Annotated in this window: 16 protein-coding genes and 1 riboswitch; of the genes, 10 read left to right on the top strand and 6 right to left on the bottom strand. The window is 74.2% G+C overall.

All coding sequences use genetic code 11. The features are described 5' to 3' along the window. The first annotated feature begins 41 nt into the window (after positions 1-41). Entirely contained in the window at positions 42-1,325 is a 1,284-nt protein-coding gene (locus ML5_RS23935; protein ID WP_013476498.1) for a sulfite oxidase, read from the top strand. 7 nt (positions 1,326-1,332) lie between these two features. On the opposite strand, the gene ML5_RS23930 is transcribed toward ML5_RS23935, so the two are convergent. From ML5_RS23930 to ML5_RS23920, 3 genes are all read right to left on the bottom strand, one after another. Further along, the gene (locus ML5_RS23930; RefSeq protein ID WP_013476497.1) at positions 1,333-1,875 is read right to left on the bottom strand and encodes an RNA 2'-phosphotransferase; all 543 of its coding nucleotides are present in this window, start codon (positions 1,873-1,875) and stop codon (positions 1,333-1,335) included. Positions 1,876-2,227: 352 nt separating this feature from the next. Then, entirely contained in the window at positions 2,228-3,277 is a 1,050-nt protein-coding gene (locus ML5_RS23925; protein WP_013476496.1) for an aldo/keto reductase, read from the bottom strand. Positions 3,278-3,354: 77 nt separating this feature from the next. Continuing rightward, a complete protein-coding gene (locus ML5_RS23920) occupies positions 3,355-5,292 on the bottom strand; it encodes an ABC transporter ATP-binding protein (protein ID WP_013476495.1) in 1,938 nt (645 codons plus the stop codon). A gap of 247 nt (positions 5,293-5,539) precedes the next feature. On the opposite strand from ML5_RS23920, the gene pgi reads away from it, so the two are divergent. Then, entirely contained in the window at positions 5,540-7,174 is a 1,635-nt protein-coding gene (gene pgi / locus ML5_RS23915) for a glucose-6-phosphate isomerase (protein ID WP_013476494.1), read from the top strand. Between the two features lie 46 nt (positions 7,175-7,220). On the opposite strand, the gene ML5_RS23910 is transcribed toward pgi, so the two are convergent. Both ML5_RS23910 and ML5_RS23905 read right to left on the bottom strand, forming a co-directional pair. After that, a complete protein-coding gene (locus ML5_RS23910) occupies positions 7,221-7,631 on the bottom strand; it encodes a hypothetical protein (protein WP_013286745.1) in 411 nt (136 codons plus the stop codon). Positions 7,632-7,668: 37 nt separating this feature from the next. Beyond that, positions 7,669-8,211, bottom strand: a complete 543-nt coding sequence (locus ML5_RS23905) for a GNAT family N-acetyltransferase (protein WP_013286746.1) — start codon at positions 8,209-8,211, stop codon at positions 7,669-7,671. Between the two features lie 59 nt (positions 8,212-8,270). Between ML5_RS23905 and ML5_RS23900 the strand changes: the two genes are divergently transcribed. After that, positions 8,271-9,605: an SWIM zinc finger family protein gene (locus ML5_RS23900; protein ID WP_013476493.1), complete on the top strand. Its 1,335-nt coding sequence runs from the start codon at positions 8,271-8,273 to the stop codon at positions 9,603-9,605. Continuing rightward, positions 9,602-12,151: a hypothetical protein gene (locus ML5_RS23895; protein ID WP_013476492.1), complete on the top strand. Its 2,550-nt coding sequence runs from the start codon at positions 9,602-9,604 to the stop codon at positions 12,149-12,151. The genes ML5_RS23900 and ML5_RS23895 overlap by 4 nt, the downstream gene beginning before the upstream one ends. 76 nt (positions 12,152-12,227) lie before the next feature. Here ML5_RS23895 and ML5_RS23890 read toward each other — a convergent pair whose 3' ends face one another. Then, positions 12,228-13,472 carry a hypothetical protein gene (locus ML5_RS23890; RefSeq protein ID WP_013476491.1) on the bottom strand — a complete coding sequence of 415 codons (1,245 nt, stop codon included), beginning with the start codon at positions 13,470-13,472 and terminating at the stop codon, positions 12,228-12,230. A gap of 181 nt (positions 13,473-13,653) precedes the next feature. Between ML5_RS23890 and ML5_RS23885 the strand changes: the two genes are divergently transcribed. The 6 genes from ML5_RS23885 (at position 13,654) to ML5_RS23865 (ending at position 18,720) form a co-directional block, all read left to right on the top strand. Then, positions 13,654-15,129: an NAD(P)/FAD-dependent oxidoreductase gene (locus ML5_RS23885; RefSeq protein WP_013476490.1), complete on the top strand. Its 1,476-nt coding sequence runs from the start codon at positions 13,654-13,656 to the stop codon at positions 15,127-15,129. A 108-nt stretch (positions 15,130-15,237) separates the two neighbouring features. Next, positions 15,238-15,888 (top strand): hypothetical protein, encoded by a 651-nt coding sequence (locus ML5_RS23880; RefSeq protein ID WP_013286751.1) that lies wholly within the window; start codon positions 15,238-15,240, stop codon positions 15,886-15,888. 55 nt (positions 15,889-15,943) lie between these two features. Then, a riboswitch (SAM riboswitch) is annotated at positions 15,944-16,054 on the top strand. 33 nt (positions 16,055-16,087) lie between these two features. Continuing rightward, positions 16,088-16,213 carry a hypothetical protein gene (locus ML5_RS33120; protein ID WP_013286752.1) on the top strand — a complete coding sequence of 42 codons (126 nt, stop codon included), beginning with the start codon at positions 16,088-16,090 and terminating at the stop codon, positions 16,211-16,213. A gap of 109 nt (positions 16,214-16,322) precedes the next feature. Next, positions 16,323-17,177 carry an ABC transporter substrate-binding protein gene (locus tag ML5_RS23875; protein ID WP_013476489.1) on the top strand — a complete coding sequence of 285 codons (855 nt, stop codon included), beginning with the start codon at positions 16,323-16,325 and terminating at the stop codon, positions 17,175-17,177. A gap of 38 nt (positions 17,178-17,215) precedes the next feature. Then, positions 17,216-17,986, top strand: coding sequence for an amino acid ABC transporter permease (locus ML5_RS23870; protein ID WP_013286754.1), 771 nt, complete (start codon positions 17,216-17,218; stop codon positions 17,984-17,986). After that, a complete protein-coding gene (locus ML5_RS23865; RefSeq protein ID WP_013476488.1) occupies positions 17,983-18,720 on the top strand; it encodes an amino acid ABC transporter ATP-binding protein in 738 nt (245 codons plus the stop codon). The genes ML5_RS23870 and ML5_RS23865 overlap by 4 nt, the downstream gene beginning before the upstream one ends. The last annotated feature ends 38 nt before the right edge of the window (positions 18,721-18,758 follow it).

Raw genomic sequence — 18,758 nt, 5'->3', positions numbered from 1 at the left:
TTGAATAGGAAAGGCAGCGTCGCCTACCCCGGAGGTCAGCCGTGAGTCAGTCCCCGTCCCCCGCCGAAGCCGTCCACGACGCCGACCGCAGCCGGCAGTGGCTCGCCGGGCAGGCGCACGGGCCGGGCGTCGACCGCGACCGACTGCTGGAGGTGGGCGCGGCCATGGCCGCGGTGACCGCCGCCGCCGCGGAACGCGAGCCGGTCGCGGTGGCGTCCGCGCCGGTCGGCGTCGACCCCGGCGCGCCGATCGTCAAGCCGCTGCCGGCGGACCTGCTGCGCCCGCTGGACACCAACGCCGAGATGCGCTGGCCGTCGATGGCCGGCCAGGGGTACGTGGTCCCGATCGACCGCTTCTTCGTCCGCAACCACACGGTCACGCCGCACCTGGACGCGGCCACCTGGCGGCTGCGCCTGTTCGGCGACGGTCTGCGCGGCGCGCCCACCCGGGACAACCCGGTCGAGTTCGACCTCGATGAGCTGCGCCGGCTGCCCGCCGAGGAGCACGCGGCGCTGCTGGAGTGCGCCGGCAACGGGCGGCGCTACTTCGCCGAGCAGCAGGACGAGCCGACCCCGGGCGTGGCGTGGGGGCTGGGCAGCGTCGGCGTGGCGCGGTGGCGGGGCGTGCGGCTCGGCACGGTGCTGCGCCTGGCCGGGCTGCGCGACGAGGCGGTCGACGTGATGCCCGAGGGCCTCGACCCGGACTACGTCTCCGGCGGGGTCAACCTCGGCCGGGTACGCCGCCCGATGCCGGTCGCGAAGGCGCTCGACGACGTGCTGCTGGCGTACGAGATGAACGGCGAGCCGCTGCCCCCCGACCACGGCTTCCCGGTGCGGGTCGTGGTGCCCGGCTGGGTCGGCATCTCCTCGATCAAGTGGGTGGGCGCGATCGAGGTCTCCACCACTCCCCTGTTCTCGCCGTGGAACACGCAGTTCTACCGGATGTTCGGCCCCGGCCACCCGGCCGACGGCACAGTGCTCACCGCCCAGCCGGTGCGCAGCGCGTTCGAGCTGCCCTGGGACGCCCGGGTGCCGGCCGGCGAGGAGATGCTGCTGACCGGCCGTTCCTGGTCCGGCAACGGCCCGATCACGCACGTCGAGGCGGACACCGGCGACGGGTGGCGCCCCGCCGACCTGGTCGCCGCCGACCGGGGCGGCGCCTGGCAGCGCTGGACCGTCAGGTGGCGCCCCCCGGCAGCGGGCCGGCACGTCCTGCGCGCCCGCGCCACCGACTGCACGGGCGCCGTCCAGCCCGACCGGGCCGCGCCGAACGACCTCGCGTACCTGTTCGACGCCGTCGTGGCCCACCCGGTGACCGCCTGCTGACCGCCGCTCAGGTGGTGCTGAGGTAGGGCGGCGGCACGGTGTCGGTGAGCCACACCCCGTTGGCCGAGCGGTAGAACAGGTACCCCGCCTCGGCCATCGCCGCCGCGTCCACGGTCAGCACCACCACCGCGCCGCCCCGGCGCGCACCGACGCGCCGGGCCGTCGCCACGTCAGGCGACAGGTGTACGTGGTGCCGCCCGCCCCGGCGCAGCCCCTGCGCCCGGATCGCGTCCAGCACGGCCGCACCGGTGCCGTGGAACAGCCGGGGCGGCGGCGCGGCCGGGGTGAGGCCGAGGTCGACCGGAATCGAGTGCCCCTGGTTGGCGCGGATCCGGTCGGCCCCGTCCGGACCGGCCTCCACGGCGAAGCGCTGCTTGTCGTTGCCCGCGAACACGGCGTCCAGCTGGGCGCGGCTGATCCTCAGCCCGGCGAGCACGTCGGCCACCGGCACCCAGCCCGCCCGGTCGAGGAGAAGCCCGAACGTGTCAGGCCGGTGCCGCAACGCCAGCGACAGCCGCTTGCTCACCCGAACAAGATCCCGATGTTCCACCCGCCCAGTCTGATTCCGCCCTCGCCCCTTGTCGACGAAGTTCCCCTGCCCGCTCTCCCCCTCAGCCCTTCGCCCTCCCGGCCTCGCCTCCCCCGCCGCTCCCGCGTCGCCTGGCCTCGCCCCCGCCTTTCCCGCGTCGCCTCGCCCCGCCTCGCCTCGCCTCGCCCCGCCCCGCCCCGTCGATCTTGCGGTTTCGGCCCCCCGGATGCCCGGTTCGCACCCTTTGCCGGGGCAGGAAGCCCATGATCGACGAGCCGGGGAGCCGAGGGTCGGGACGGAGGCGGGACGGGCGGAAGGGCGGGTGAGCGGGCGGGGACGGAGGCGGGAGGGCGGAGGGCGGGAGGGGCGAGGGTCAGGCTGCGGCCCGCTCCGGGAGGGGGCGGCGGCGGTGGGACGGGTCGGTCAGCGTGGGCGGGGACCAGGCGCCATCGGGCTGGTAGAGGTTCGTACCGGGCGGGACGATCTCGTCGATCCGGTCCAGCACCGCGTCGTCGAGCGTCAGCTCCGCCCCGGCGAGCAGCGCGTCCAGTTGCTCCATCGTGCGCGGTCCGATGATGGTCGAGGTGACCGCCGGGTGCGCGGCGGCGAACGCCACGGCGAGTTGCGGCAGCGTGCAGCCCACCTCGTCGGCGAGCGCGACCAGTTCCTCCACGGCGGCGTACTTGGCGGTGTTGCCCGGCAGCGCCGGGTCGAACCGGGCCGGGGTGAGCGCCGGGCGGCCCGCGCCGAGGTCGACGGGCCGGCCCTGCCGGTACCGGCCGGACAGGAACCCGGAGGCCAGCGGGCTCCACACCAGCACACCCATCCGGTAGCGGCGGCAGACCGGCAGCACCGACGTCTCGATGCCGCGCGCCAGGATCGAGTACGGCGGCTGCTCGGTGCGGAAGCGGCCGAGCGCCCGCCGCTCGGCGACTTGGTGCGCCTCCACGATCTCCTCGGCCGGGAAGGTCGAGCAGCCGAACGCGCGGATCTTCCCGGCCCGGACCAGGTCGGTCAACGCGCCGAGCGTCTCCTCGACGTCGGTGGTGTGGTCGGGACGGTGCACCTGGTAGAGGTCGATCCAGTCGGTGCCGAGCCGGCGCAGGCTGTCCTCGACCGCCCGGACGATCCAGCGTCGCGAGTTGCCGCCCCGGTTGGGCCCCTCCCCCATCGGGAAGTGGACCTTCGTGGCGAGCACCACGTCGTCGCGGCGGCCGCGCAGAGCCTTGCCGACGATCTCCTCCGACTCGCCGGCCGAGTACATGTCGGCGGTGTCCACGAAGTTGATCCCCTGATCGAGTGCCTTGTGGACGATCCGGGCACAGTCGTCGTGGTCGGGGTTGCCGACCGCGCCGAACATCATGGCGCCGAGGCAGTGGACGCTGACCTCGATGCCGGTGCCGCCGAGGACGCGATAGCGCATGTGAACTCCCTGGGTTGCACCGCGCCGGCCGGGTGGCGCGCGGTCCGGTCACGGTAGGAGTTCGAGTGCGCTGGAGGTCAACCGTCGGCGGGTTCCGCGCTGCCGGCGAGATAGCCGGCCGCCTGCAACTCGAACAGCTCTCGGTAGAGCCCGCCCTGGGCCATCAGCGTGTCGTGATCGCCTGACTGCACGAGCCGGCCGTGGTCCATCACGAAGATCCGGTCGGCGTGCCGGACGTTGGCGAGCCGGTGGGTGATCAGCACGACGGCCCGGTCCGGGTGCCGCCGCAGGTGCTGGAAGAGGGCGTGCTCGGCACGCGCGTCAAGCGCCGCGGACGGCTCGTCGCAGATCAGCAGCCGGGCGTCACGGTAGAGGCCGCGTGCGGCCACCAGCCGCTGCCACTGCCCACCGGACAGGTCCTGGCCGTCCTTGAACTGCCGGTCCAGCAGCGTGTCGTACCCGAACGGCAGCTCGCTGATCATGTCGTGGGCGGCGGCGTCGCGGGCGGCGGTCTCCACGCTGGGCCCCTGCGCGCCGGCACGGTCGTGGCGGCCGACGCGGATGTTCTGCCGGGCGGTGAACGGGAACCTCCACCAGTCCTGGCTCATCACCGCGACCTGGGCGGCGGTCTGCCGTGGGTCCAGTTCGGCGGCGTCCACGCCGTCCCAGCGGATCGTGCCGCCGGTGGGCCGGTAGAGGCCGGCGATCAGCTTGGCGAGGGTGGTCTTGCCGGAGCCGTTCTCCCCCACCAGCGCGATCACCTCACCGCGCCGGACCGTGAGGCTGACCTCGTCGACCGCCGCGCTGTCGGTGTCCGGGTAGCGCAGGCTGACCCGTTCGACGTCGATGCGCGTGAACCCGTCGACCGGCAGGTGCCCGCCGGCCGGGATCCGCCGGGTCGCCCGGTCGAGGAAGTCGCGGTAGTCCTGGTAGTAGAGGGCGTCCTCGTAGAGCGAGTTGGTGGCGAAGATCGCCGTGCGCAGGCTCGTACGCGCGGACTGGAGCGCCAGCAGCGCGGTGGCCGCCGCCGCGAGCGCCACCACGCCCCCGACGAGCAACGTCCCCAGAACCGCGTAGAGCCCGAACGTGGCGACGCCCGTGACGGACAGGCCGATCGCCCGGGTGATCGTCTGCGCCCGGGCCAGGCGCAACTCGGCGCGGGTCTCCAGGCGCGTCATGAGGTGGTACTCCGAGAGCAGGAAGTCGCGCATCTGGTACGCGCGGATCTCGGCCGCGGTGTGCCGGTTGGCCATCAGGTCGCCCAGCATCCACTTGCGTCGCCGCCGGGTGATCCGGGCGAGCCAGTCGACGTGCTGGCGGCGGGCCATCCGCACCGCCGTCACCGCCTCCGGCGCGGCGGCGACGACCAGGCAGGGCAGCAGAAGCGGGTGGATGATCGTCACCGCGGTAGCCGTGGCGATCACGCCGACCACACCGGTGACCAGGTTGACCGTGTCGTTGACCAGGGAGCCCGCCTCGACCAGTCCCCGGTCGCGGGCGCGGTCCATCTCCTCGGCGAAACCGGCGTCGTCGAAGGCGGCCAGCTCCACCGCTGAGGTCGTCTCGAACAGCCGCCGCTCCACTGTGAAGTTGATCTGCGGTACGAGCCGGGCCTGCGCCCATCCGGCGGCGATGGTCAGCGCGCCGCGCCCGGCGACGGCGGCCGCCGCCAGCGTCAGGGCGGGCAGCGCCGCCCGGATGCGGTCCGGTGTCGGGCCGGCGGCGAACAGCTGGTGGAGCACTCCGGTGGTGGCGAGCAGGCCCAGCGTGGTGAGCACACCGGCGGCGACGTTGAGACCCAGCGACGCGGCGGTGTCCCGGCGGCTGGTCGCCCAGGCGAGGGTGATCGCCTCGCGGATCAACGCGGGCAGCCGGCGTGCCACCGACCAGAATCCGGTGTGGGCCAGCTCGGTGGCCCGGTGCATCCAGTGCGGATCGACGAGCTCGGGCAGGGTCGTCCCCCCCGCCGGCTCCTCCGGGTCGGACGGTGGACGAGGGTGGATCACCCCGGCCATGGCACCCCCTCGACGCGTTCGGGCAGCAACGCTGGATACTACGTTCCGCTATCGAAATATGTCATTCAGTAACCGGCGTGTCGTACAGGCGTCCCAACGGCGTGTCCCGCGGCGGTGACCGGAAAGACCCGCCCGCACGGTGGTCGCCGCCGGGTCGCGTCGCGCGCGACCGGTCCGGGTGGCAGGCTTGTGGGGTTCGCCGGCGCGCGCCGGCCGACCGCCCGTCGTGAAGGAGAAGATCGACCCGATGGCTGTGGACGTCACCACCACCGACGAATGGCAGGCGCTGCGCAAGCACGCCGAGGCGATGCGCGCCACGCACCTGCGCGACCTGTTCGCCGCCGACGGGCAGCGGGGTGAGCGGCTCACCGGTGAGGTCGCCGACCTGCACGTGGACTACAGCAAGAACCTGGTCACCGACGAGACCATCGCGCTGCTCGGCGCGCTCGCCGAGCGGGTCGGCCTGACCGACCGGATCGCGGCCATGTTCGCCGGCCGGCACATCAACGTCACCGAGGACCGGGCGGTGCTGCACACCGCGCTGCGCCTGCCGGCGGACGCGTCGCTCACCGTGGACGGCCAGGACGTGGTCGCCGACGTGCACGCCGTGCTGGACCGCATGTCGGCGTTCGCCCAGCGGGTGCGCTCCGGCTCGTGGCGGGGCCACACCGGCGAGCGGATCACCACCGTCGTGAACATCGGCATCGGCGGGTCGGACCTCGGGCCGGTGATGGCGTACGAGGCGCTGAAGGCGTACCGCGACGCGGGCATCAGCTGCCGGTTCGTGTCGAACATCGACCCGACCGACATCCACGACAAGACCGCCGACCTGGATCCGGCGAGCACGCTGTTCGTCGTGGTGTCCAAGACGTTCTCCACCCAGGAGACGCTCGCCAACGCCGACCAGGCGCGGCGCTGGCTGCTGGCCGGGCTGGACGCCGACGACGACGCGATCGCCCGGCACTTCGTCGCGGTCAGCACCAACGAGCAGCGGGTCCGCGACTTCGGCATCGACCCGGAGAACATGTTCGGCTTCTGGGACTGGGTGGGCGGGCGCTACTCGCTGCCGTCCGCGGTCGGCCTGTCGGTCATGCTGGCGATCGGGCCGGACCGGTTCCGCGAGATGCTGGCCGGCTACCACGCGGTCGACGAGCACTTCCGGTCCGCCCCGGTGGAGCGCAACGTGCCGGCGCTGCTCGGCCTGCTCAACGTCTGGTACACCGACTTCCTCGGCGCGGAGACCCACGCGGTGCTGCCCTACTCGCAGTACCTGCACCGGTTCCCCGCCTACCTCCAGCAGCTCACCATGGAGAGCAACGGCAAGTCGGTACGCGTCGACGGCTCACCCGTGACGTACCCGACCGGGGAGATCTTCTGGGGCGAGCCGGGCACCAACGGCCAGCACGCGTTCTACCAGCTCATCCACCAGGGCACCCGGCTGATCCCGGCGGACTTCATCGCGTTCAGCCGGCCCAACCACGACCTGGGCGACATGCACGACCTGTTCATGTCGAACTTCTTCGCCCAGACCGCCGCGCTGGCGTTCGGGCGGACCCGGGAGCAGGTGGAGGCCGAGGGCACCGCGCCCGAGGTGGTGGCGCACCGGGTGATGGCGGGCAACCACCCGACCACCTCGATCCTGGCGCCGAAGCTCACCCCGGCGACGCTGGGTCAGCTGATCGCGCTCTACGAGCACATCACGTTCACCGAGGCCGCGATCTGGGACATCAACGCCTTCGACCAGTGGGGTGTGGAGCTGGGCAAGGTGATGGCCAACCAGCTCGCGCCGAAGCTCACCGGGCCGGACCCGGACCTGGCCGACGTGGACACCTCGACCGCCGAGCTGATCCGCCGCTACCGGGCCGAGCGCGGCCGGAGCTGACCGCGCGCCCGTGGCGTCCCGCGTAGACCGGGCGGGACGCCACGGGTCAGCGGCGCAGCAGGTCGGCGTGCGCGGCGCGCAGCCGGGTCAGCGCCGCGTCGCCGGCCGGCGCGCGGCGGTCGAGTTCGGCCCACGCCTCGGCGAGCGCGTCGGCCAGCGCCCGCAGCTCGGCGGCGTGCCGCCGGCTGGACTGCCGGTGCAGCTCCTCCAAGCGGCGGGCCCAGCCGGCGCTGATCGCGGCGACGCGTTCGGCGTCGGCGCGGGCCTGGGCGCCGGTGCGGGCGGCGGACGCGGGCACGATCGCGGCGACCGGCCGGGGGTCGCCGTCGCGGGTGACGACTGTGACGGTGTCGGTCAGCTCGGCCAGGGAGACGAGCTGGGTGAGCCGGGTGCGGACCTCGCGCAGCGGCAGGGCGCGCGGCTGGGGGGACCGGTCGGCCAGTGCGGGGACAGCCATGGACAGATGTTCACGTCCGGGTACGACAATTTCCCGGTCAGGCGGTCCACTCCGGCGCCAGCACGGACCAGACCTCCAGGTCGGCGCGGCCGTCGGGCGTCGGTGCGGCGCCGCGCATGACGCCGTCGCGGCTCATGCCGAGCCGCCGCGCGACGGCGATGCTGCGGTCGTTGCCGGCCTTCGTGACCCACTCGACGCGGTGGATGCCGCGCTCCCGCACCGCCCAGTCGATGACGAAGCGGGCGGCGCGGGTGACCAGGCCCTGCCCCTCGGCGCCGGGTTCCAGCCAGCAGCCGGCCTCGCACACCCCGCGTTCGGTGCTCAGCGACACGAACAGCACGCCGCCGACGAGCGTGCCGCGCTGCCAGATGCCCCAGATGCCGCCGTCGTCGCGGGCCCAGCGGTCCGCGTACGCCTGAAGGACCTTGCGGGCCGACTCGGCGTCGGTGGCGACGAAGGACGCGCCGACCCAGGGCGAGATGTGGTCGCGGCAGCGGTCGAGGTTGGCCAGGAACTCGTCGGCGTGCCAGGGCGACAGTGGACGCAGCTCGGCGTCGTCGGTGAGGGCGTGGGCGAACATCAGGGGAAGCTAGCAGGACCGTCGCGCTTTTGTCGGTCGGTCCCTCTACGGTCTGCGCCGTGAACGCCGTCCAGACGTACCGATATCTTCAGCCGTCCGCGCTGCGCGCCGCCGGTCTCGACCTGCAGACCTGCGGCGGCCCGGCGGCCAACCCGCGCTTCTTCGCCGGCTTCCTCACCGCTCCCGCCGCGGCGGCGGCCGGGCTGCTCGCCGTCGCCGAGGTGGCCCGCACCCGCTACCACCAGCCGGTCAACCCGGCCAGTCTGGACCCGGTGGTGACCGGCAGCCGCGGCCGCCTGCGGTTCGAGTCGTTCTCCGGCTGCTGCGGAGTGTACGCGCGGATGGACGTGCTGCCGGCCGGAATGGACGGGGAGATCAGCGGCCACGGCACCACGAACGTGGACGTGAACCCGCCGCTGCGGGAGGCGCTGGCCCGGGTGGGCGGCATCGAGCCGCTGCACGTGGCGGTCGGCCCGGACGACCTGACCGTCTCCACCATGGACGGCTCGGTGGTCGAGCGGAAGGTGCCGCTGCCCGGCCGCTGGCTGCGCGGCTTCGCCGAGGTGCACGTGCTCACCGCCGGCTTCGAGCCGCGCGCCGAGATCGCGGCGGCGGAGGCGGCGGCGTTCCTGCGCCGGCTGCCCGCCGCCGGTGACCGGAGTGTGCTGTGGGCGGTGCCCGCCGGGCGTACGCTGCGGCTGACCTCCCGCCCGGTGCCGGGCGCTGTCTGCCTGGCCGGCGCGGGCCGGCTCGCGGCGCTGCGCGGCGTGCTGCGGCACACGCGCACCCTGCGGGTGTACGGCCCGGCGGTGCGCACCGGTTCCCCCGCCGTGCCGAGCACGTGGGAGCTGGACACCGGGGCGTTGCGGCTGTCGCTGACGCTGTCCCCCGAGCCGTACCGGGGTTTCTCCGGTGAGGGCGCCGCCCTGGCGGCGCTCGCCGGTGACGACGTGGTCGACGACGCGGAGCTGGTGGGCGCGCTGCTCAACTGGGATCCGACCGTCGACGTCGCCGCGCTGGCCGACGCCGCCGCGCTGCCCGACGAGCGGGTGCGTGCCGCGCTCGCCCAGCTGGGCACCGCCGGGCGGGTCGGGTACGACGTGGCGGACGGCGCGTACTTCCACCGGGTGATGCCCTACGACGCGGGCCGCGCGGAGCGGGACAACCCGCGGCTGGTCGGCGCGCGTGCGCTCGTCGAGCGCGGCGCCGTCGAGCGCGACGGCGAGAACGCGACGGTACGCACCGACGCCGAGACCTACCGGGTACGACGGCACCCGGACGGCGCGTACTCCTGTTCCTGCCGCTGGTGGGCGCGGCACCGCGGGCAGCGGGGGCCGTGCCGGCACGCGCTGGCCGTGTCGATGGTCGCGGCGCCGGTGGGGGCACTGTCGTGACCGGCTTCGCCGAGGCGGCGGTGCGCGGCCGGATGTCCGAGGTCCGGTCGGCGCTGGCCGGGTTGGACGAGCCGGCCCGGCGGGCGCTGGGCGACGAACTGGTCGCCGTCGTCCGTCGCAGGCGGGACGACTGGTGGTGGCGGGGCGAGGCGGCGACGCTGGCGGTGGCCGCGGTGGGCACGCTGAGCACCCCGACCAAGGTGGCCGCGCTGCTCGGCCGCCGCTCGGTCTGGCTGAACGGCGTCGACGCGGCGCCGGTGGTCGACGTCGCCCGGGAACGCGGGGTGACCTGGCTGGCCGACGTGGCGTACAAGCTGGCCGACCGGCTCCCCCGGGACCGGATGGTCGCGGGCTGGCGGTTCGTCGCCGGCCTCCTGACGGCCGAGAAGGCTCCGCCGCCGACCGGGGACGACTTCGTGCGAGGCTGGGCCGCAGCGCAGGGCTGGCCGGACCCGCGCGGGACGCGACCGCCGACCGTGGACCGGCTGCGCGCGGACCCGTTCCTCGACGCGCTGTTGCCGCGCCTGTTCGAGGTGGACGGGGTGGGCACCGAGCTGGCCCGCGGCGACGGTACGGGCACGGAGGCGGTGCCCCGGGCACTGGTGGCGCTGGCCGCGGAGGGCCGGCTCGACCGGGCGGTCCTGCTCAACGGCGTCCTGGGCCGGCTGTTGCGTGGCGACCGGCCGGGCGCGCTGCGCCCGTTCCTGATCCTGCACGACCTGCTGGCGCCGACCCCGGACGAGGTGGCGGTCCGGTCGAGCGCGTACCTGCGGCTGCTCGCCGACGGGCCGGGGCCGGTGGCCCGCACCGCCCAGCGGACGCTGCGGGACGCCGGTGACGCCGCCGAGCCGGAGGCGCTGTGGGAGGCCGCCCGGACGGTGCTGGCCCGGCCGGAGAAGGCGCTGGTCCGGGCGCAGGTGTCGTGGCTCGACCGGCTGGCCCGGCAGCACCCCGACCAGGCCCCGGAGATCGGCGCGGTGCTCGCCGTGGCGGCCGACCACCCGGACGCCGGCCTGCGCGAACGCGCGCTGACGCTGGCGCGGCGGCACGGCCACCGGCCGGTTGCCGTAGCCACGGTGGTCGAGGCTCGCGACGACCTGCCGCCGCCGCTGCCGGCAGCGGCCGCCCCGCCGCCGATCGCCGGGGTGGACGAACTGGTCGAGGAGATCGCGGCGTCGCTCGGCCGGCGCTGGCCCGCGCTGACGACGGAACGCGTCATGGACGGCCTGGTCCGGCTCGGCACCGCCGACCGCGAACGGCTCGCGGCGGCGCTCCTGCCTGTGGTGCGCCGCGAGCGGGTCGGCGCGTACGACCATCCCTGGTCGGTGTTCAACCGCTCGGTCCAGATGCACGGGCTCCTGCTGGCCGTCTGCGGCGAGGCCGAGGCGGCGACCCGCCGCGACCAGTGGAGCACGCTGCTGGCCGAGTCCCGCCCGCGCGCGCCGCTCCCGTTCCGGGGTGGTCCGCCGGTTCCGGCCACACGCCGGCCCGCGCCCGTCCAGCTCGCCTGCACCCGGCTGGCCGAGATCGGGCAGCGGCTGGACGGACGCGACGATCCGGGCCTGCTGTCCGCGCCGACCTCGGTCACCGGGGCGATCGAGCCGGTGGCGCTCTACGAACGGCTGGCGGCGCTGGGTGACCGTCCGGTGTGGCGCTGGGATCTCGCGCAGGCTCTGCTGCGCCTGCGGGCCGGCGTCGACGGGCCGCTTGCCGAACGCGCCGCGGCGCTGCGCACGCCGGCCGGTGACGAGCTGGCCCACTGGCTGCGCGGCGACGCCGTGCCGGCCCCCGCGCAGCAGGTGGTGACGGTGGGCCGGCGGGCGCGGTCGGCCGGGTACGACTGGGGATACGACCAGCTGCCCGAGGGCCGGACGCTCGTCGCGCTCACCCCGCCGGACGGCGTCGAGGACCGGCTCGGCCTGCTCACCCTGACCCCCACGCCGATCGGCCGGTGGACTGACGGCTGGGGTGATGTCTGGCCGGCCGTCCTGCCCGGCCACCGGGGCGTGGTCGCCGCCCACCTGCTGCCCGAGGTGGCCGGCGCGGCGCAGGAGGACACCCTCGGGCACGCCGCGGCCCTGCCGGTGCTGGCCGAGTGCACGGGCGCGGGCGGACCGGCCCTCGATCTCGCGCTGGCCTACGGGTTGTGCGCCCGCCACGAGGCGGACCGGGTGGCCGCGCTCGACGCGGTGCTGATCCTGGCCGCCGCCGGTGACCTGGACGCGCCGGCGACCGGCGGGCACCTCGGCGCGCTGGCGGCCGGCGGGCAGGTGACGCTGACCCGGGCGGTCACGCCGCTGCGCGACGCGGTGGCGGCGGGCGCCCCGCTGAGCGTGTGGCGGCTGCTCGCCTCGGCGTTGCCGCCGCTGCTGGCCGCGCCGACGCCGCCCCGGGGCACGCCGGACCTGCTGGCGCTGGCGGCGGACACGGCGACCGCGACGGGCGTGCGGATCGAGGTACCGGGGCTGGCCGACGTGGTGGCCCGGGGCGGCGGCAGCCGGCTCGTCGCCGAGGCCCGCCGGCTCACCACCGCCCTGGCCGCCTGAGCCGGCACGTCGTCGCGCGGGCTGGCGTCGTCGGGTGTCAACCGCCGGGCAGCGCCCACGGCCACAGCCACAGCGGTCAGATGATCAGGTGGGTCCAGTACGTGAGCCAGACCGCGAACAACGCGCCCTGGAGCAGCGCCAGCGCGGCGGTGAGCCAGCCGTCGAGGCCGGGCCGCCGCGACCAGCGGGCCAGCACGAACGCGACCGGGAAGGCGGCGAGCAGGTAGCGCAGCAGGCTCTTGTACACCGGCGGCCCCATCGACAGCGGCACCAGCACCATGACGAGCGTGTAGACCAAATACGGCCAGTCGGCGCGGCGGCGCAGCCCGACGACCGCCACCGCCAGCGTCGCCACCGCGATCCAGACCCGCAGCGCGTCGGCCGAGTTGTCGCCGGTCAGCGCGGACGCGGCCGTCGCGATCGGGTTCTGCAGCCGGATCCCCCAGCCGGTCTCCTGGGCATGCTGGTAGGCGAACCAGTCGCCGCTCTGCCAGCGGCAGAAGGCCATGAACGTCAGCCAGCCCGCCGGGACCAGCAGCAGCGGCCAGCCCTGCCGCAGCAGCCGCGGCCACGCCCGGGGTCCGGCCCGCCAGCCGTGTTCACGCAGCAGCACCAGCGCCAGCGGCACCACCACGAGGAAGCCGACCGAGCGGCTCATCGCCAGGAAGTAGCCGACGACGCCGACGAGCAGCCAGCGGCTCCGCTCGGCGTACCAGAAGGCGGCCAGCGCGAGGCAGACGAACAGCGACTCGGTCAGCGCCGCCTGGAACAGGAACGCCGTCGGCAGAAGCAGCAGGTACCGGACCGCTCGCCGGCCGTCGGCCGCTCCCGCGCCGCCGAGCAGCCGGCCCCCCAGCCGGTACGCGTAGTAGAGCTGGAACACCAGCGCCACGTTGCTCACGAGCAGCAGCGCCCATGCGGTGTGCCCGCCGAGCAGCGGCGCGAGCGGCCGGGCCAGGAACGGGTACAGCAGCGGGAAGCCGAAGTCGGGCCAGGGCCGGTCCAGCGGCAGCCGGGCCAGGTGCTCGTAGAGGAACGAGTCCCAGGCGAACCAGAGCGAGAACCAACGGTGGGACGAGATCGCGTCCTGCTGGGCCCGCATCGCGGTCTCGTCGGCCGGCGGCGCGCCCGGCACTCCGTCCCAGGCGGTGAGCACCAGCACGCCGATCAGGCTGAGCACGAGCTTCGAGCCGGCGAAGACGGCGAGCACGAATCCCCACGGCTCGGGCAGCCGGCGGGCGACCGAGACTCCCCGCGACCACCACCGGGTACGCCCGGCGCGCGCCCCGCCGCCGGGGTCGACCCGCCGTTCGTCCGCCATCGCGCTCCCACCGTCCGGCCCTCGGGCCGACTCGCCCGGCCGCAAAACCCGGTGCGCGTTCCCCGTCCGGACCGGTCCACACCCGGCGCAGCCGTCGCGGATCGGCGCTGATCGGCAGGTGAGGACGCCGCCAGGGTGGGTATGCGCGCTGCCGCATCGGCAGGCGGGGGGCGCGTACGGCATGGGCGACGGCGACGGGACCGTGATCATCGGGGCGGGGCCGGCCGGGCTGACCGCCGCGTACGAGCTGCTGCGGCACGGCGAGCCGGTCCGGGTCTACGAGGCCGACGACGTGGTGGGCGGGATCAGCCGGACGGTGGAGCGCGACGGCTGGCGCTTCGACATCGGCGGGCACCGCTTCTTCACCAAGGTGTCCCGGGTCGAGGACTTCTGGCACGAGATCCTCCCCGACGAGGACTTCCTGCTCAGGCCACGGATGAGCCGGATCTACTACCGGGGCGCGCTGTTCGACTACCCGCTCAGCGCCGGCAACGCGCTGCGCAACCTCGGCCTGCTGGAGGCGGCGCGCTGTCTGGGCTCGTACGGCCGGGCCCGGCTGCGCCCGCCGAAGGACCAGTCGCACTTCGAGGGGTGGGTGTCGGCGCGGTTCGGCTGGCGGCTCTACTCGATCTTCTTCAAGACGTACACGGAGAAGGTCTGGGGGATGCCGGCGGACCGGTTGCAGGCCGACTGGGCCGCCCAGCGGATCAAGAACCTGTCGCTGGCCACGGCGATGCGCAACGCGCTGCTGCCCCGGCGCAACCGCACCGACGTGACCAGCCTGATCGAGGAGTTCCAGTACCCGAAGCACGGCCCCGGGATGATGTGGGAGCGCTGCGCCGAGGAGGTCGCCAAGCGCGGCGGCACCGTTCGTACCGGCGTCTGGGTGACCGAGGTGCAGCGGGATCCGGCCGCGCGGCGGGCCACCGCCGTGACGGTGGCCGACGCGGGCGGGGCGCGCACCGAGCCGGCTGCGCACGTGATCTCCTCGATGCCGATCTCCGCGCTGGTGGGGGCGATGCGCCCGGAGGCGCCGCCCGAGGTGCGGGCCGCCGCCGACGACCTGCGGTACCGGGACTTCCTGACCGTGGCGCTGGTGGTGCCGGAGGAGTTCTCGTTCCCGGACAACTGGATCTACGTGCACGACCCGGCGGCCCGGGTGGGCCGGATCCAGAACTTCGGCTCCTGGTCGCCGTACCTGGTGAAGGACGGGCGGACCTGCCTGGGGCTGGAGTACTTCGTGTTCGAGGGCGACGAGATGTGGCGGACGCCGGACGCCGAGCTGATCGCGTTCGCCACCGCCGAGCTGGAACGGCTGGGCCTGGTCAAGCCCGGGTGCGTGGAGGCGGGCTACGTGGTCCGGATGCCGAAGGCGTACCCGGTCTACGACGAGCGGTACCAGCGCAACGTCGACGTGATCCGGGACTGGCTCGCAGCGAACGTGCCGAACGTGCACCCGGTCGGCCGCAACGGCATGCACCGGTACAACAACGCCGACCACTCCATGCTGACGGCGATGCTGACCGCGGAGAACATCGCGCACGGCGCGGAGCACGACGTCTGGACCGTCAACGTCGAGCAGGACTACCACGAGCAGCGCAGCCCGTCGCGGCACGGCACCGGCCGGGACGCGCCGGTCGTCCCGGCCCGGCGGTGAGGCCCCGGGCGTGAGGTGGTCGTGACGGGCGGCGTTGTGCCGGTCACCTAGCGTGGACCGGGACCAGCCCCCTTCCGGCGTCGCCACCTCCGGGCCCTGCGAGGACTGATGACCTTCAGCATCGGCATCTTCGACCTCTTCACCTACCTCACCCCCGGGTCGCTCTACCTCACGCTGTCCGCCTACCTCGCGGTCCGGCAGGACTGGGTGCGGCTGGACGACCTGAGCCGGCAGCCCACGCCGCTGCTCCTGCTCCTGGCCCTGCTGCTCGCCTACGTGCTGGGCAACGCCACGTACGGCCTCGGTCGTGTCGTCGACCGGGCACTGCCGTTCTGGAACTGGGGCCGATTCGACGCCCGCCGGGTGTTCGCGGAGCAGGCCCTCGGCGCGGCCGGCTCGCGGATGCTCACCGCGCCCTGGGGGGTGCTGCTCGCAGCGGCCGAGTTGCACAACCGGGAGGTGGCCGCCGAGGCGACACGGATGCGGGCGATCGGGCTGATGATGCGGAACGCCACGGTGCCGCTGCTTCTCGGCGCGGTCCTGGCCGTTGTCGAAGCCGGTCGCGGGTTCGGCGGGACCGCGGCGGTCCTCGCCGGGCCGGCTCTGCTCGCCGTCGCGGGTGGCGCCGCCTGGCGGAGCGTCGTGCTGCGGTTCTGGGCCGAGTTGAAGACGTTGGAGATCTGCTTCGTCATCCCGGACATCGAGGACCGGCTCCGCGGTCCGGCCGGAACGGAACCGGCTGAAGGCCCCGGCGCGTGAGGGTGGTCATAACCGCTGGACGACCGCCGCGGCGGTGCTGCTAGCCTTCTGGGCAGGTCATGAGCGCCAGCGCGAAGCCCCGGCTCGCTGGCCGGCAACCCTCCTCCGCGGTGGGGTGCCCCGGGTGAAGACCAGGCACCGGCAGCCGCCGGTGCAAGCGTGGCCTGGCACCCAGGTCAGCACCAGACCAGGGAGACCGATGTCCGCACCACCCTCCACCCCCTCCGGCGACGTCGCCGCGTACCCGGCCCGCTTCGCGCTGGTCAAGCGCCGCCATGTCGACCTGATGCGGGTGTGCAGCGACGCCTGTCGCCTCGCGCGCTGAGCGAACGCCACCCTCCTTTCCCCGATCCACCCTTCTCCGGCCCGGCCGTCCGTCCGGCGGGCCGGCGCCGACGCGCACCTCGCGCGTCCATCCACTCTGGAGAGACATCGTGCGTTTCCGTACCGTCCTGACCCGTGCCGCCGCCGTCGGCGCGGCCGCCCTGCTCGCCGTCACCGCGCTCACCGCCTGCGGCAACGACGACACCACCGCGGCCGACAACCCGTACGGCCTGCTTCAGCCCGGCGTGATCCGCGCCGGCACGCTCACCGACGCCCCGCCGAACGTCTTCCTGAAGGACGGCAAGTTCACCGGCTTCGACAACGAGCTGCTGCGCGCCGTGGCCGCCAAGATCGACCTGAAGGTGGAGTTCGTCGGCACCGACTTCTCCGGCCTGCTCGCGCAGGTCAACAGCGGCAAGTTCGACGTGGGCAGCTCCTCGATCACGATCACCGAGGCGCGGAAGAAGACAGTGGACTTCGGCAACGGCTACGACTTCGGCTACTTCGGCCTGGACGTGCCGGCCGGCTCCTCGATCACCGGCTTCGACCAGCTCGCCGGCAAGCGCGTGGTGGTGGTCCAGGGCACCGTGCAGGACGACTACGCCACCAAGCAGAACCTCGACCCGGTGCGGGTGCCCGACTACAACAGCGCGATCAACCAGCTCAAGGCCGGTACCGCCGACGCCTGGATCGCCCCGGCCGAGATCGGCGACAAGTCCGCCGCCGACAGCAACGGCAAGATCAAGGTCGCGGCGAAGCAGCTCAGCCCCACCCCGACCGCGTACGCGGTGGCGAAGGGCGACGACAAGCTGCGCGAGGCGCTGAACAAGGGCCTCGACGAGGTCATCGCCGACGGCACGTGGAGCCGCCTGCAGGCCGAGTACTACCCGGGGCGGCCGGTCCCGGCCGACTTCAAGCCGGGCAGCGGGTCGGTGGCGGTGCCGTCGCCGTCGGCCGCCTCCTGAACCGGTAAGCGAGCACGAGCGGGGCGGACGGAGCGGACATGGATCCACTGAGCACGCTGTGGGAGACGTTCTTCGACTGGGACTCGATGCGCGAGGCGCTGCCCGAGATGCTCACCGTCGGGCTGCCGAACACGCTCACCCTGGCGGTCTCCGCCGCCCTGCTCGGCTCGGTGCTGGGCATGCTGCTGGCCGTCGCCGGCATCTCGCGTACCCGATGGTTGCGGTGGCCGGCGCGGGTCTACACCGACGTGTTCCGCGGCCTGCCGGCCGCGGCGACCATCCTGCTCATCGGCGTGGGCCTGGCGCCGCTCGGCATGCAGGTGTGGGGCCCGAACCCCTATCCGCTCGGCGTGCTGGCGCTGTCCCTGATCGCCGCCGCCTACCTCGGTGAGATCTTCCGGGCGGGCATCCTGAGCGTGGAGGCCGCCCAGTTGGAGGGCGCGCGGGCGCTCGGCTTCTCGTGGGGTGAGGCGATGCGCCTGGTGATCATCCCGCAGGGAGTACGCCGGGTGCTGCCCGCCTGGGTCAACCAGCTCATCGCGCTGATCAAGGACTCCAGCCTGGTCTACTTCCTCGGCCTGCTGGCCAGCCAGCGGGAGCTGTTCCGGATCGGGCAGGACTACGCGGCGAACACCGGCAACCAGTCCGCGCTGCTGCTGGCCGGGTTGTTCTACCTGGTGCTGACCGTGCCGCTGACCCACGCGGTCAACTGGCTGGACCGGCGCCTGCGGCAGGGCCGCCCCGCCGCGCCGCCCGAGCCCGACACCGAGCCGGCCGACCTCACCCCGTCCGGAAAGGACCCGCGATGACCACCACGACCTCGGTCAGCCTGGCCGTCCGCGACGTGCACCTGGCCTTCGGCGCGCACCGGGTGCTGCGCGGCGCGGACCTCGACGTGGCCCGAGGCCGCGCGGCCTGCGTCATCGGCCCGTCCGGCTCCGGCAAGTCGACGCTGTTGCGCACCATCAACCGGCTGATCGAGCCGGACCGCGGTGACGTGCTGCTGGACGGGCGCAGCGTGCTGCGCGACGACCCGGACGCGCTGCGTCAGCGCATCGGCATGGTGTTCCAGCAGTTCAACCTGTTCCCGCACCTGAGCGTGCTGCGCAACATCACGCTGGCGCTGCGCAAGCTCAAGAAGCTGAGCGAGGACGAGGCGGTGGCGCTGGCCCGTGCCCAGCTCGACCTGGTCGGCCTGGCCGGCAAGGCGGACGCGCGGCCCGCGCAGCTCTCCGGCGGCCAGCAGCAGCGCGTCGCCATCGCACGGGCGCTCGCGCTGCGCCCGCAGGTGATGCTGTTCGACGAGGCGACCAGCGCGCTGGACCCGGAGCTGGTCAAGGGCGTCCTGGCGGTGATGGCGGACCTGGCCGCCGCCGGGATGACGATGGTCGTGGTCACCCACGAGATGGGGTTCGCGCGCAGCGTCGCCGACACGGTGGCGTTCATGGACGCGGGCGTGGTGCTGGAGGCCGGGCCGCCGGAGGCGGTGTTCGAGGCACCGGAGCACCCGCGGCTGCGGCGCTTCCTGTCCCAGGTGCTCTGACACGCCCGGGCGCGGTGAAGCGCCGCAGTGCCCTCAAG

This window comes from Micromonospora sp. L5 (genome assembly GCF_000177655.2).
In the GTDB taxonomy this organism is placed as follows: Bacteria; Actinomycetota; Actinomycetes; order Mycobacteriales; family Micromonosporaceae; genus Micromonospora; species Micromonospora aurantiaca.
This window is presented reverse-complemented; position numbering and strand designations above follow the sequence as displayed.